Source organism: Roseateles sp. GW821-FHT09B06 (assembly GCF_059418245.1).
Genome location: NZ_JBWKPM010000001.1, coordinates 287,738 through 300,245, shown reverse-complemented (window position 1 = coordinate 300,245; position 12,508 = coordinate 287,738). Strand labels below are relative to the sequence as shown.

The following is a 12,508-nucleotide window of genomic DNA, read 5'->3' as shown; positions in this document are numbered from 1 at the left end:
CCCACCCCCTACCGGCTTCGCCGGCCCCCTCGAGGGGACGATACCGGCCGCCCGGCGAAGCCGGATCGGCGGTATCCGCTGGGGACGTCCATCGGGAACCACGGCCGGCCAGGCCGTTGTTTGGGGGGCGGCTTTGAGGGAGCAGATGGCTCGCTTTCTCTATGGCGTCCTGCTGCGCCTGGCCACGCCGCTGTACCTGCTGAAGCTGTGGCGGCGCGGCAAGGCCGAGCCGCTGTATCGCGCCTTCTGGGGCGAGCGGCTGGGGCTTTACCGCGGACCTGCGGCCGAAGCCGGCCGCTTATGGCTGCACGCGGTCTCGCTCGGCGAGACCCGCGCGGCGGCACCGCTGATCGCGGCGCTGCGCGAGCAGCGGCCGGGCCTGCGGCTCTTGCTGAGCCATGGCACGGCCACCGGTCGCGAGGCCGGCCAGGCGCTGCTGCGCGAGGGCGATGCCCAGGCCTGGCTGCCCTACGACGCGCCCGGCGCGGTGCGGCGCTTCCTGCGCCACTGGCGGCCCGCGGCCGGCGTGCTGATGGAGACCGAGATCTGGCCGGCCCTGCAGCATGCCGCGCGCCGGCAAGGCCTGCCCCTGGTGCTGGCGAATGCGCGCCTGTCCGAGAAAAGCCTGCGCCAGGGCCTGCGCCTGGCCGCCCTGATGCGTCCGGCCGCCGAGGCCCTGAGCCTGGCCCTGGCCCAGACCGAGGATGACGCCCGGCGCCTGCGCCGGGCCGGTGTGCTTGCGGTCGAGGTGGCCGGCAATCTGAAATTCGATCTGCAGCCCGACCTGGCCCTGCTGGCGCGCGGCCGCGCCTGGCGGGCCCGCCTGGCCCGTCCGGTGCTATTGGGCGCGGTGACGCGCGAGGGCGAGGAGGCCCTGCTGCTGCAGGCCTTCAAGGCCCGCTACCGCGAGTTGCCGCCGGCCGCGCGGCCGCTGCTGCTGATCGTGCCGCGGCACCCGCAGCGCTTCGACGAGGTGGCGGCGCTGGTGCAGGGGCAAGGCCTGACGCTGGCGCGGCGCAGCCAGTGGACCGCGGGCGAGCCGCCGGCCGCGGCGCTGGCGGCCGAGGTCTGGCTGGGCGACAGCCTGCGCGAGATGCCGCTGTATTACGGCCTGGCCGACCTGGCCCTGCTGGGCGGCAGCTTCGCGCCGCTGGGCGGGCAGAACCTGATCGAGGCCGCGGCCTGCGCCTGCCCGCTGCTGATGGGGCCGTACACCTTCAATTTCGCCGAGGCGGCCGCGCTGGCGCTGGCGGCCGGTGCCGCGCGGCGCGTGCCGGACCTGCCGGCCGCGATCGAGGCCGCCGCGACGCTGCTCGGCGACGACGCGGGCCGTGCCGCGATGGCGCGGGCGGCCGAAGACTTCGCGGCCCGGCACCGCGGCGCGGCGGCGCGCATGGCGGCCAGCATCCTGCGGCTCGCGCCGGCGGGGCCATGACGGCCCCGCGATGACGGGCAGTCGGGCGCGGCGCTAGGCCCCGCGGGCCGTCCCGTCATCCTTGTCCGGAGGCTGCTGCTCCTCGGACGTCTTGGCGTCGCCCTCGCCACGCCATTCCGGATGGCTTCGGTTCAGGTCGCCCGGGGCTTCGGGGCCGGTCTGGCCGGTTTCGCCGAGACGATGGTCCTCGGCGTCATGCTCGAGCCCGCCCTGAAGCCCGGGCGGAAAGTCCTGTTGCTTGCTGCTGCGTCCGTTCATGATGCGATCTCCGCAAAGCTTCCAACCACTGGTATGGCCAGTATGGCCCGGGAACATTGCCCGGCATCGCATTGCGGGCTTGTGATCGAGGCGGGCGCCGCGCGGCGCGGGCGCCTAGACGATCTCCAGCCGGTGCTCCCGGGCCGGCAGTACCGTGCCGATCTCGGCGGCCGCGTCGAAGCCCTCGCTGCGGAACAGCGCCAGCACCTCGTCCACCGCCTCGGGCGCGCAGGACACCAGCAGGCCGCCGCTGGTCTGCGGGTCGGACAGGAGCGCGCGGTCCTCGGGCGCGAAACCCTCGGGCAGCGCGATCTCATGGCCATAGGCGGCCCAGTTGCGGCCCGAGGCCCCGGTCACGAAGCCCTGGGCCGCGAGCGTGCGCACGCCGTCCAGCAGGGGCACGCGCGCCCAGTCGATCCGCACCGAGAGACCGGCGCCGCGCGCCAGCTCCAGCCCATGGCCGGCCAGACCGAAGCCGGTCACATCGGTCAGCGCGTGCACGCCGGGCAGCCTGGCCAGCGCCACGCCCGGGGTGTTGAGCCGGGTGGTGCTGGCGACCATGCGGGCGTAGCCGGCGGCGTCGAGCTGCTCCTTCTTCAGCGCCGCCGACAGCACGCCGACGCCCAGCGGCTTGCCCAGCACCAGGCGGTCGCCGGGGCGGGCATCGGCATTGCGTTTGATCTGGCTGGGATGCACCAGGCCCAGCACCACTAGGCCGTAGATCGGCTCCACCGAATCGATCGTGTGGCCGCCGGCGATCGGGATGCCCGCCGCGGCGCAGACGTCCTGGCCGCCGGCGAGGATGCGGCCGATCACCTCGGGCGGCAGCACGTTGACCGGCATGCCGACCAGGGCGAGCGCGAAGATGGGCCTGCCGCCCATCGCATAGACGTCGCTGATCGCATTGGTGGCGGCGATGCGGCCGAAATCGTAGGGGTCGTCGACGATGGGCATGAAGAAATCGGTCGTCGCGACCAGGGCCTGCTCGTCGTTGAGCTTGTAGACGGCCGCGTCGTCGGCGGTCTCGATGCCCACCAGCAGTTCCGGCGGCAGGATGCGGCTGGCGCCGCTGTTCTTCAGGATCTCGGACAGCACGCCGGGCGCGATCTTGCAGCCGCAGCCGCCGCCATGCGAGAGGCTGCTCAGACGGGGATGGGAAGGGGTGGTACTCATGGCGGCAGATGATAGACGCTGCCACCGAATCGCGCCGAACCGGCCCGGCCCGGCCCGCGGATCCGCGGGCGGCCGCGCCGACCGGCCCGGAGCGGCACCGTCAGGCCATGATTTTCAGCTTGCGATACAAGGTGCTGCGGCCGATGCCGAGCCGACGCGCCGCTTCGGAGAGATTGCCGGCGGACGCCTGCACCGCGCTGGCGATGGCCTGCAGCTCGGTCTGGCGCAGGCTGGGCGCCCGGCCGGCCGGTTCGGGCTGCGCCGGCGGCCGGGCTGCGGGCGGCGCCGGCCGGTCGAAGAGGGGCGGCGGCTCTTCCGGCAGGCTGGCCAGAGCGATGCGGTCCTGCTGGCGCTGCAGGCTCGGATCGGCCTGGCTCAGACTCAGCTTGGCGTTGAGCGGCAGGGCGGGCGAGCGGGCGCTGTTCAGGCGCAGGGCGTCGGACGGGGCCTGGCGGACCTGCTGGGCCAGCGCGCCCAGGCCGCTGCCGAACAGGCTGCTCAGGCTTTCGCGCCGCAGGGCCATCGGCGTCAGGCCCAGCAGGGCCAGCGCGCGGCGGTTGGCGCCGAGCACGCGGCCGTCTTCATCCAGCGCGAGCTGGCCTTCGTGCAGGGTGCCCAGGCCGGAGGCGGCGCTGTGGAAATGCAGCCGGTTGCTGTGGCGGAAGCGGTCGGCGAACCACTGGCTTTCGATCAAGCGCGCCGCCACGCTGGCCAGCGCCAGCGTGTGGGGGTGGTAGGAGCGGCGTTCGCCGGAGACGTCGATCACGCCCAGCAGGGCGCCCTTGTGGTCGAAGATCGGTGCGGCCGAGCAGGTCAGGAACTGCAGCGCGCGCAGGTAATGCTCCTGGCCATGCACCAGGGTCGGGGCCTCGGTCATCAGCGCGGTGCCGACGGCATTCGTGCCCTTGTCGGCCTCGGCCCACAGCGCGCCAGGCGCCAGCGCGACCTGATCGGCGCGCTGCAGGAAGGCGGGGTCGCCCAGCGCATGCAGCACGCAGCCGCTGGCATCGGTCAGCAGCACCATGCTCTGGGCATGCATCAGCTGTTCGTACAGCATGTCCATCAGCGGCAGGGCCTGGGCGCACAGGCGCGCATTGCGCTGCTGCAGGTCCTGCAGCGGGCCGCTGGCGAGGCGGCGCAGGTCGACCAGGCCCTCGCTGCTCAGCCCGAAGGCCTGGCAGCGCTCGTGCGAGGCGGCGATCTGCTGGGCATGCGGCGCGTCGTGCAGCAATCGCGGGGCATGGCTGCCAAGAGCGGCACTGGGTTGGGCCATGATGGGCTCCGGGGGCGAGGATGGCCCAATATGAACCACATCGGCGCCTGCTGACAAGCGGAGATGCGAGGGGCATGGCGGCCCCGCGCCGCGCCGCGCTCGCCTGCGGGCGGGGCCGGCGGCCCAGGTTGCGGCGGATACGCACCGGCCAGGTGCAGCCGCCCGCGGCCCTGCGCCGGGGTCAGGTATTGCTGGTGGCTCGCACCTCGGCCAGGGTCGTGACCCCGGCCAGCACCTTGATGATGCCGTCCTGCCTCAGCGTGCGCATGCCCTCGGCGAGCGCGCAATGCTGCAGTTCCTCGGCGCGTGCACCGGTCTGCACCAGGCGACGCACGGTCTTGGACACGGCCAGCAGCTCGTGCAAACCGGCCCGGCCCTTGAAGCCCGTTTGGTCGCATTTCGCACAACCGGCGCTGTGGTAATGCACCAGCCGGCCGTTCTCGCCATAGCCGGTCTGCCATTCGGCCTGCAGCGCGTCACGTTCGGGGCGCTGATCGGCCGGGAAGACATGCAGATAGTCGTCCAGCAGCTCCTGCAACTGGGCATCCGGCAGCGGCTCGCTCTTGCGGCAACTGGGGCACAGGCGCTTGACCAGGCGCTGGGCCAGCACGGCCAGCAGCGAATCGGCGAAGTTGAAGGGGTCCATCCCCATGTCCAGCAGACGCGTGACGGTCTCGGGCGCGCTGTTGGTGTGCAGGGTCGAGAGCACCAGGTGGCCGGTCAGCGAGGCCTCGATGGCGATCTGGGCGGTTTCCTCGTCGCGGATCTCGCCCACCATGATCACGTCCGGGTCGGCGCGCAGGAAGGCGCGCAAGGCCTTGGCGAAGGTCCAGTCGATCTTCGGATTGACCTGGACCTGGCGCAGCCCGTTCTGGGTGATCTCGATCGGGTCTTCCGCGGTCCAGATCTTGCGATCCGGCGTGTTGATATGGCCCAGCGCCGAGTGCAGGGTGGTGGTCTTGCCCGAGCCGGTCGGCCCGACGCAGAGCACCAGGCCGTAGGGACGGTTCACGGCCGCCTTCAGCTGGGCCAGATTGGGCGTGGACAGGCCCAGCTTCTCGATGCTGATGGGCTTGGCGGAGGACAGCAGGCGCATCACCATGTCCTCCAGGCCATTGTTGGTCGGGATGGTGGCGACGCGCAGCTCCAGCTTGTGCTGGCTGGAGAAGCGCGAGAAGTTGATCTTGCCGTCCTGCGGCTTGCGGCGCTCGGAGATGTCCAGGTCGCACATGATCTTGACGCGCGCGACCATCGCGTTGCGGTAGGTGCAGGGCAGCTCCAGATAGGGCTGCAGATGGCCGTCCTTGCGGAAGCGGATCTTGACCTTCTCGCGGCCCGGGTAGGTCTCGATGTGGATGTCGGAAACGCCCTGGTTGTGGGCGTCGATGATCATGGTGTTGATCAGGCGCACCAGGGAGTTGTCGGACTGCTCGATCTGCGCGTCGTCCTCGCTGGAGGACCGCTCCTGGCTGTCCCGCTCCAGGGTCTCGATCAGCTTGTCGGCGTTGTCGAGCTGGAAATTCAGGTTCAGCGAGGGGAGGCGCAGCTCGCCGGTCGCGGAGATGGCGTCGCTGCCGAAGCGCTCGTAGACCTGGGGCAGAGCGAACAGCAGGCTGCCCACCTTGGTCAGGGTCGGCACCACCTTCAGCTGGGAGATGAACTCGACCTCCTCGATCGCATCGCGCCGGGTCGGGTCTTCCATCGCGACGATCAGCTTGCCGTCGCGCAGCACCAGCGGCAGCACCTCCAGGCGCTTGGCCACCGCCTGCGGCAGCTTGCGCACCGCGTCGGGATCGACCGGGAAGTTGTCCACATCGACGAGCGGATAACCCATCTTGCGCGCCAAGGCCGACTGCAGCTGCTGGCGCGTGATCACGCCCTTGCGCACCAGCAGCTGGCCCAGCGGCACCGAGCGGTCGTCGCGCTGCAGCGACAGCGCCTCCTCGAGCTGCTGCTGCGTGATCAGCTCCAGCGCCAGCAAGGCTTCGCCGATGCGCACCATCGGCATCCGGGCCTGCTGCTCGATGGCTTGCAGCAACTGCTCGATCGTCACCACCTGCTTGGCCACCACGATGTCGCCGACCCGGCGGCTGCGCAGTTCGTCCTGTTCGCGTGCCGCGTCCTCGGTCTCTTCGGCGCCGGCGGCCTGCGCGCGCGGGTCGCCGCAGCGTTCGCCCAGCTCGAAACCGGCCAGCACCTCGCGCGGCACGAACACGCGCAGCACCGCATCGTCGCTGTCCGACACCGGCGGGAACAGATACAGGCCGTTGTCGTCCTGGTAGTGCCCGATGGTGACGCCCTTGAGTTCGCCGCCACCGTGGTAGTTCAGTCTGAAGTCGCTGCGCGGACGCTGATCCAGCGAGAGCGCGTCATCGGCGCCGCCCGGCTCGCGCGGCGCGGCGGCGATCGGGCGCAGCAGCTTGAGGGCGCGGAACTGCCCGAATTTCAGCGGCATCGCGTTGCGCGCCGGCGGCACATTGATCTGGGCCACCCGCTCGGCCGGCACCATCAGGATCACATGACCGGTGGTGCGGCTGTTGTTCAGGCCGAGAATTTCGCAGGGCTCGGGCGAGGCCTGGGCCTGCGGCTGCGGATAGGCCGCGTAGGGCGGCGTCGGCCAGTGGAAATGCGGCTCGTCCCCCAATGCACCGAAGGCCTTGTCCTGGGCCTTGGCATGGGGCCAGTTCAGGGGCGCGGACGGGTCGTGCATCGGGGGTCTCCGGTTCTGTCGTTGAGTTTGCCAGACCGCTGAGCTTAGCCTCTTCGCGCGGTGCCCTATGCCGGAATCAACTTAGGGAGAGGGGGCCAGATCCGGTGGGCGTGCCGCGCGCGCGGCAACTAAGTCACGGATGGTAGACCCTCTCCCGTGCGCAGGGGCGACCGGGGCATGCGCCGAGGCCGGCTCAGGGCCTGCGGTAGGCGCCCAGCAAGGCCTGACCCTCGGCACCGGCCCGCTTCTCCCAGTCGCCGGCCATCACGCCGCCGACCTGGCGCAGGTCCTGCATCAGCTTGGGGCCGGCCGGCATGATCTTCATGCCCTTCTCGGCCAGGGCCTTCTTGTACCACTCGGTCTTTTCCTCGCTGGTCTTCCAGCCGCGCGCCTCGGCGTCCGCGGCCGCCTTCAGCACGGCCTCCTGGGTGGGCTTGTCCAGCGCGTCGAAGGACTTCTTGTTGACGATCACCGCGTTCTTCGGCAGCCAGGCCTGGGTGTCATAGAAGTACTTGATGCTCTCGTAGGTCTTGGTGTCGTAGCCGGTCGAGCCCGAGGACATATAGGCCTCGACCACGCCGGTGGCCAGGGCCTGGCTCAGCTCGGCCTGCTGGATGGTGACCGGCTGGGCCCCGATCAGCTCGGCGATCTTGGCGGTGGCGGGGCTGTAGGCGCGCCACCTGATGCCGCGCATATCGGCCACCGAGGCGATCTCCTTCTTGACGAAGATGCCCTGGGGCGGCCAGGCCACGGTGTAGAGCAACTGCATGCCCTGGTTCGCCAGCAGCCGGTTCAGCTGCGGTCTCTGCGCTTCGGCCAGCTTGCGCGCCTGGCCGTAGCCGGTGGCCAGCATCGGAATGCCGTCGGCGCCGAACAGCGGATTCTCGTTCTCGAAGTTCACCAGCAGGATCTCCCCGGCCTGGGCCTGGCCGCCCTGCACGGCGCGCTTGATCTCCTGGGCCTTGAACAGCGAGGCGTTGGGGTGCAGGGTGATCTTGAGCTTGCCGCCGCTGGCCTTGTCCACATCGGCCGCGAACTGCTGCAGGTTCTCGGTGTGGAAGTTGGTGGCCGGATAGGCGGAGGGCAGGTCCCATTTGGTCTGGGCGCGGGCGCTGGTGGCCAGGAGGCTCAGGGCCCCGACGGCGCTGAGGGCAAGCAGGCGGCGGGAAATCGGCATGCTGGGGCTCCGGAGTGGACGGTGGCGATATGGCAAGCATGCGGCGTGCCCGGCGCCTTGCCGATTGGTGCAGACCCCGAGCCGGCCCGGTTAGCATGCGCCGCATGAACCAGATCCTGCTCACCGGTTTCGAGCCCTTTGGGGGCGAAACCATCAATCCGGCCTGGGAGATCGCGCGCGCGCTCGACGGCCAGATGATCGACGATGCGCGCATCGTGGCGCGCCGGCTGCCCTGCGCGTTCGGCGCGGCCCTGGAGGCGCTGGCCGCGGCCCTGGCCGAGACCCGGCCGCTGCTGGTGCTGGCCCTGGGCCAGGCCGGCGGACGCTGCGATCTGTCGATCGAGCGCGTGGCCATCAATGTGGACGATGCGCGCATCCCCGACAACGCCGGCGCGCAGCCGATCGACCGGCCGGTGCTGGCGGGGGCCCCGGCCGCCTATTTCTCGACCCTGCCGATCAAGGCCATGGTCGCGGGCCTGCGCGCGGCCGGCCACCCGGCCTCGGTGTCGCAGAGCGCCGGCACCTTCGTCTGCAACCATGTGTTCTACGGCCTGCAGCACCGGCTGGCCGGCAGCGGGGTGCGCAGCGGCTTCATGCACATCCCCTACCTGCCCGAGCAGGCGGCGCGGCACCCGGGCCAGCCCAGCCTGCCGCTGGCGACCCTGATCGACGGCACCCGGCTGGCGCTGCGGGTGGCGCTGAACACCGAGCGCGATCTGGTGGCCGAAGGCGGCACGCTTTCCTGATCGATCTCGGACCCGCGGATCCCGAGGATCCGGCTCTGCCGGCCCTACGGGATCGCCCCCTTGAGGGCGCGCGCGCAGGGGGTGGGCCTACTTCACCCGCTGCTTCTCCAGCTTGCGCGCCAGCGTGCGGCGGTGCATGCCCAGGCGGCGCGCGGTCTCGGAGATGTTGAAGCCGGTGGCCGCCAGGGTTTCGTGGATATGCTCCCACTCCAGCGTCTTGATCGAGGTGGTGCGTTCGGTCAGCTCGACCTCGGCGTCGCCCTCGGCGCGATTGAAGGCGGCCTCGATGTCGTCGGTGTTGGCGGGCTTGGCCAGGTAATGGCGCGCGCCCAGCTTGATGGCCTCGACCGCGGTGGCGATGCTGGCATAGCCGGTCAGCACGACGATCTGCATCTGCGCGTCATGCGCATGCAGGGCCTGCACGCAGGCCAGGCCGGAGGCGCCGCCGGCCAGCTTCAGGTCCACCACCGCATAGCCGGGGCGGTGACTGGCCAGCAACTGCTGCAGGCCGTCCAGGCTGGCGGCGCGCAGCACCCGGTAGCCCCGGCGCTCGAAGGAGCGGGTCAGGGTGCGGGCAAAGGCGTCGTCGTCCTCGACGATCAGCAGCTGTCGTTCAGCGTCCATGGTCGGATTGTCCCGCGCCCGGGGCCTGCAGGGTCAGCGCCGCCAGCGGCAGGCTCAGCACCACCTCGGCGCCGCCGTCGGGGCGGTTGCGCGCCTCGATGCGGCCGCCCAGCGAGCGCGCCACATTGACCGACAGGAACAGCCCCAGGCCGCTGCCCGGTCGGCCCTTGCTGGACTGGTAGGGGCGGCCGAAGCGCGCCAGCATCTCGGGCGCAAAGCCGGGGCCCCGGTCCAGCACGCTGATGATCAGCTCCTCGTCCTCGCAGCGCGCCAGCAGGGTCAGCGGCCGCTGCGGCGCGGCCTCCAGCGCGTTGTCCAGCACGTTGTCGATCATCTGCCTGAGGCCGACGTCCGAGATGATCGGCGGGTCGGGCAACTGGCCGCGCTCGTAGCGCAGCGCCTGCGCCGGACGGGTGCTGCGCCATTGCTCGACCAGCTCGTCCAGGAAGGCATGCAGCGTGGTCTGGGCCGGCGCCTCGCCGCGCGCCTCGCCGGCCGACAGCAGGATGCCGCTGACGATGGTCTTGCAGCGCTGCAGCTGCAGCTGCATCTCCTCGATCTCCTCGCGCAGCTCGGGGTCGCCGGCAAAGGGCGCCATGCGCGACCAGTCGCCCAGGATCACCGACAGGGTGGCCAGCGGCGTGCCCAGTTCGTGCGCGGCGCCCGAGGCCAGCAGGCCCATGCGCATGATGTGGTCCTCCTCGGCGGCACGCTGGCGCAGGTCGGCCAGGCGGGCATCGCGCTGGCGCAGATTGCGGCCGATGCGGGTGATGAAGGTCACCAGCAGGGCGGCGTTGAGCGTGAAGCAGATCAGCAGGCCACCGACGTAGTGGGTGGACAGTTCCGGGCTGCTGAGGTCGGGCAGGGTGAGCTTGCGCTGCCATTGGGTCAGGGCGATGAAGCACAGGCTGGTCAGGCCGACCATGGCCCAGATGTAGCGGCGGCGCAGCAGCACCGCGCCCAGCGCCACCTGCAGCAGGTAGAGGAAGATGAAGGGGTTGGTGACACCGCCGCTGTAGTAGAGCTGGCCGGTGAGCACCGCCACATCGACCAGCAGCCCGGCGAACAGCTCGCCGTCGCCCACGCCATAGGGCGCGCGGCTGCGCAGCCAGCAGACCAGGTTGAACAGGGCCAGCGCGGCCAGCAGGCTCAGCATCTCGGCCAGCGGCAAGTGCATGCCGAGCGCGAACTGCACGGTCAGGATGGTGGCGAGCTGGCCGGCCACGGCCAGCCAGCGCAGCTGGATCAGCTGCAGCAGATTCTTGCGGCCGGCCTGCTGCACCGGCGCCTGGCCGGGGGCAGAGGGATGCTCAATCGCGATCGTGGTGGGCAAGAGCGGGGTCTCCGGCAGGTCGGCGGCGCCGCGCGTCGTGCAGCAGGTAGGCGAGCGCGGCCGCCACCATGGCGGCCAGCGCGAACCAGGTGAGGGCGTAGCCGAGGTGATTGTTGCTGAAGTGCAGCACGGTCAGGCCCGGCCTGGGCCAGACCTCGGTGCGCGGGTCGCCCGCCGCATCGACGAAGAAGGGCGCCACCGGGCCTTCGAGCCCGCGCGCCGTTGCGATGGCCCGCACGTCGCGCGAGTACCAGCGCCCGGCCGCCGGCTCGTTCTTCTGCAGCAGGCTGCCGCCCGGCTCGCTGAGCCGCAGCAGGCCGACCAGCTCGGTGTCGCCTTCGAGAGCGTCCGCGGGCCGGCCGGCGCGCTCGCGCAGCGCGGGCGGCACGAAGCCGCGGTTGACCAGCAGCCAGTCGCCCTGCTCGGTGCGCAGCGGCGTCAGCACCCAGAAGCCCGAACCCAGCTCGGTGCTGGCGGCCACCAGGGTCTCGCGCGCAGGGTCGAAGCGGCCGCGCAGGCGCAGCTTGCGGTACTCGAAGCCGGCCTTGTCGACGGACGGCCATGCGGCGCGCGCGGGCGGCGGCGCCGCTGCGGCGGCCAGGCGGGCCTCGACGCGGGCGATCAGGTCCTGCTTCCAGGCCAGGCGCTGGAGCTGCCAGACGCCCAGCGCCAGGAAGCCCAGAAAGAACAAGGCCGCGCCCAGCAGCAAGGCCCAGAAGGCCTTGCCGCGGCGCGGCCGCGGCGGCAGGCCGGACATCAGCGCATGCTGCTCATGTCATGCACGGGCATCATATTGGTGTTCATGTGGTACATGACCCAGACCGAACCGGCCAGGATGATGACGACGAAGACCACGGTGAAGATCAGCGACAGCATGGACCAGCCGCCCTCCACCTTGCCGTTCATGTGCAGGAAGTAGACCATCTGCACGACGATCTGCACCACCGCGAAGCCGAGGATGATCAGCTTGGTCATGTCGGCCGGCAGCACCTTGGCCATCACCAGCCAGAACGGGATGATGGTCAGGATGGCCGACAGCAGGAAGCCGACCGCATAGCCCTTGAAGGACACGTGGTACCCGGCCATCGGGTCGTCGTGGTGGCCGTCATGGCCATGGTCGTGTTGTTGAGCGCCCATCACAGCACCCCCATCAGATAAACAAAGGTGAACACGCCGATCCAGACCAGGTCCAGGAAGTGCCAGAACATCGACAGGCACATCAGGCGGCGCTTGTTCTCCACCGTCAGGCCGAGCTTGCCGACCTGCACCATCAGCACCACCAGCCAGATGATGCCGAAGCTGACGTGCAGACCGTGGGTCGAGACCAGGGCGAAGAAGGAGGACAGGAAGGCGCTGCGCTGCCAGTTGGCGCCTTCGTGGATCAGGTGGGCGAACTCGTAGAGCTCGATGCCGACGAAGGCCAGGCCGAACAGGCCGGTCACCGCCAGCCAGGAGAGCACCAGCTTCTTGCTGCCCTGCTGGGCGCCGATCATCGCGAAGCCGTAGGTGATTGACGAGAACAGCAGCATGGCGGTGTTGACCGCCACCAGCTTCAGGTCGAACAGGTCGGCGCCGGACGGACCCGCCGCATAGCTGCGGCCCAGCACCGCGAAGGTGGCGAACAGGGACCCGAAGATGAGCAGGTCGCTCATCAGGTAGATCCAGAAGCCCAGCAGGGTGCCCTGCTGCGGATGGTGGCTGCCGTCGTCGTAGAAGCGCGGGGCCGTCGCCCCGCTCAGGGTTTGCGTTGCTTGCATGGTTGCTGTCGCTCTTGTGGGC

Annotated in this window: 12 protein-coding genes; 2 read left to right on the top strand and 10 right to left on the bottom strand. The window is 70.6% G+C overall.

Annotation, left to right across the window (positions count from 1 at the left end; translation table 11 throughout):
- Positions 1-145 precede the first annotated feature (145 nt).
- Positions 146-1,435, top strand: a complete 1,290-nt coding sequence (locus tag AC07OQ_RS01560; protein WP_495051318.1) for a 3-deoxy-D-manno-octulosonic acid transferase — start codon at positions 146-148, stop codon at positions 1,433-1,435.
- 33 nt (positions 1,436-1,468) lie between these two features.
- Here the strand turns inward: AC07OQ_RS01560 and AC07OQ_RS01555 are convergent, their stop codons facing one another.
- From AC07OQ_RS01555 to AC07OQ_RS01535, 5 genes are all read right to left on the bottom strand, one after another.
- Entirely contained in the window at positions 1,469-1,693 is a 225-nt protein-coding gene (locus tag AC07OQ_RS01555) for a hypothetical protein (RefSeq protein ID WP_495051317.1), read from the bottom strand.
- A 114-nt stretch (positions 1,694-1,807) separates the two neighbouring features.
- Positions 1,808-2,866, bottom strand: coding sequence for a selenide, water dikinase SelD (gene selD, locus AC07OQ_RS01550; RefSeq protein ID WP_495051316.1), 1,059 nt, complete (start codon positions 2,864-2,866; stop codon positions 1,808-1,810).
- Positions 2,867-2,966: 100 nt separating this feature from the next.
- A complete protein-coding gene (locus tag AC07OQ_RS01545; protein WP_495051315.1) occupies positions 2,967-4,139 on the bottom strand; it encodes a sigma-54-dependent Fis family transcriptional regulator in 1,173 nt (390 codons plus the stop codon).
- A 181-nt stretch (positions 4,140-4,320) separates the two neighbouring features.
- Positions 4,321-6,849, bottom strand: coding sequence for a GspE/PulE family protein (locus AC07OQ_RS01540; protein ID WP_495051314.1), 2,529 nt, complete (start codon positions 6,847-6,849; stop codon positions 4,321-4,323).
- A 193-nt stretch (positions 6,850-7,042) separates the two neighbouring features.
- Positions 7,043-8,026 (bottom strand): TRAP transporter substrate-binding protein, encoded by a 984-nt coding sequence (locus AC07OQ_RS01535; RefSeq protein WP_495051313.1) that lies wholly within the window; start codon positions 8,024-8,026, stop codon positions 7,043-7,045.
- A 104-nt stretch (positions 8,027-8,130) separates the two neighbouring features.
- On the opposite strand from AC07OQ_RS01535, the gene pcp reads away from it, so the two are divergent.
- On the top strand, positions 8,131-8,772 hold the full coding sequence (gene pcp, locus AC07OQ_RS01530) for a pyroglutamyl-peptidase I (protein ID WP_495051312.1): 642 nt from the start codon (positions 8,131-8,133) through the stop codon (positions 8,770-8,772).
- An 87-nt stretch (positions 8,773-8,859) separates the two neighbouring features.
- Here pcp and AC07OQ_RS01525 read toward each other — a convergent pair whose 3' ends face one another.
- The 5 genes from AC07OQ_RS01525 to cyoC are packed head-to-tail and all read right to left on the bottom strand — an operon-like array spanning position 8,860 to position 12,486.
- Positions 8,860-9,396 carry a response regulator transcription factor gene (locus AC07OQ_RS01525; RefSeq protein ID WP_495051311.1) on the bottom strand — a complete coding sequence of 179 codons (537 nt, stop codon included), beginning with the start codon at positions 9,394-9,396 and terminating at the stop codon, positions 8,860-8,862.
- A complete protein-coding gene (locus tag AC07OQ_RS01520) occupies positions 9,386-10,729 on the bottom strand; it encodes an ATP-binding protein (protein ID WP_495051310.1) in 1,344 nt (447 codons plus the stop codon). The genes AC07OQ_RS01525 and AC07OQ_RS01520 overlap by 11 nt, the downstream gene beginning before the upstream one ends.
- A complete protein-coding gene (locus AC07OQ_RS01515; RefSeq protein WP_495051309.1) occupies positions 10,707-11,486 on the bottom strand; it encodes an SURF1 family protein in 780 nt (259 codons plus the stop codon). Before AC07OQ_RS01515 ends, AC07OQ_RS01520 begins: the two co-directional genes overlap by 23 nt.
- Positions 11,486-11,866 (bottom strand): cytochrome o ubiquinol oxidase subunit IV, encoded by a 381-nt coding sequence (gene cyoD / locus AC07OQ_RS01510; protein ID WP_495051308.1) that lies wholly within the window; start codon positions 11,864-11,866, stop codon positions 11,486-11,488. Before cyoD ends, AC07OQ_RS01515 begins: the two co-directional genes overlap by 1 nt.
- Complete coding sequence (gene cyoC / locus AC07OQ_RS01505) at positions 11,866-12,486, bottom strand: cytochrome o ubiquinol oxidase subunit III (RefSeq protein WP_495051307.1); 621 nt, start codon at positions 12,484-12,486, stop codon at positions 11,866-11,868. Before cyoC ends, cyoD begins: the two co-directional genes overlap by 1 nt.
- Between the last annotated feature and the right edge of the window lie 22 nt (positions 12,487-12,508).

Coding starts and splice junctions, on each gene's coding strand:
- AC07OQ_RS01535 (WP_495051313.1), bottom strand. CDS start 8,026: ATGCCGATTTCCCGCCGCCTGCTTGCCCTCAGCGCCGTCGGGGCCCTG.
- AC07OQ_RS01540 (WP_495051314.1), bottom strand. CDS start 6,849: ATGCACGACCCGTCCGCGCCCCTGAACTGGCCCCATGCCAAGGCCCAG.
- cyoD (WP_495051308.1), bottom strand. CDS start 11,866: ATGGGCGCTCAACAACACGACCATGGCCATGACGGCCACCACGACGAC.
- AC07OQ_RS01560 (WP_495051318.1), top strand. CDS start 146: ATGGCTCGCTTTCTCTATGGCGTCCTGCTGCGCCTGGCCACGCCGCTG.
- AC07OQ_RS01555 (WP_495051317.1), bottom strand. CDS start 1,693: ATGAACGGACGCAGCAGCAAGCAACAGGACTTTCCGCCCGGGCTTCAG.
- AC07OQ_RS01545 (WP_495051315.1), bottom strand. CDS start 4,139: ATGGCCCAACCCAGTGCCGCTCTTGGCAGCCATGCCCCGCGATTGCTG.
- selD (WP_495051316.1), bottom strand. CDS start 2,866: ATGAGTACCACCCCTTCCCATCCCCGTCTGAGCAGCCTCTCGCATGGC.
- AC07OQ_RS01515 (WP_495051309.1), bottom strand. CDS start 11,486: ATGTCCGGCCTGCCGCCGCGGCCGCGCCGCGGCAAGGCCTTCTGGGCC.
- AC07OQ_RS01525 (WP_495051311.1), bottom strand. CDS start 9,396: ATGGACGCTGAACGACAGCTGCTGATCGTCGAGGACGACGACGCCTTT.
- pcp (WP_495051312.1), top strand. CDS start 8,131: ATGAACCAGATCCTGCTCACCGGTTTCGAGCCCTTTGGGGGCGAAACC.
- cyoC (WP_495051307.1), bottom strand. CDS start 12,486: ATGCAAGCAACGCAAACCCTGAGCGGGGCGACGGCCCCGCGCTTCTAC.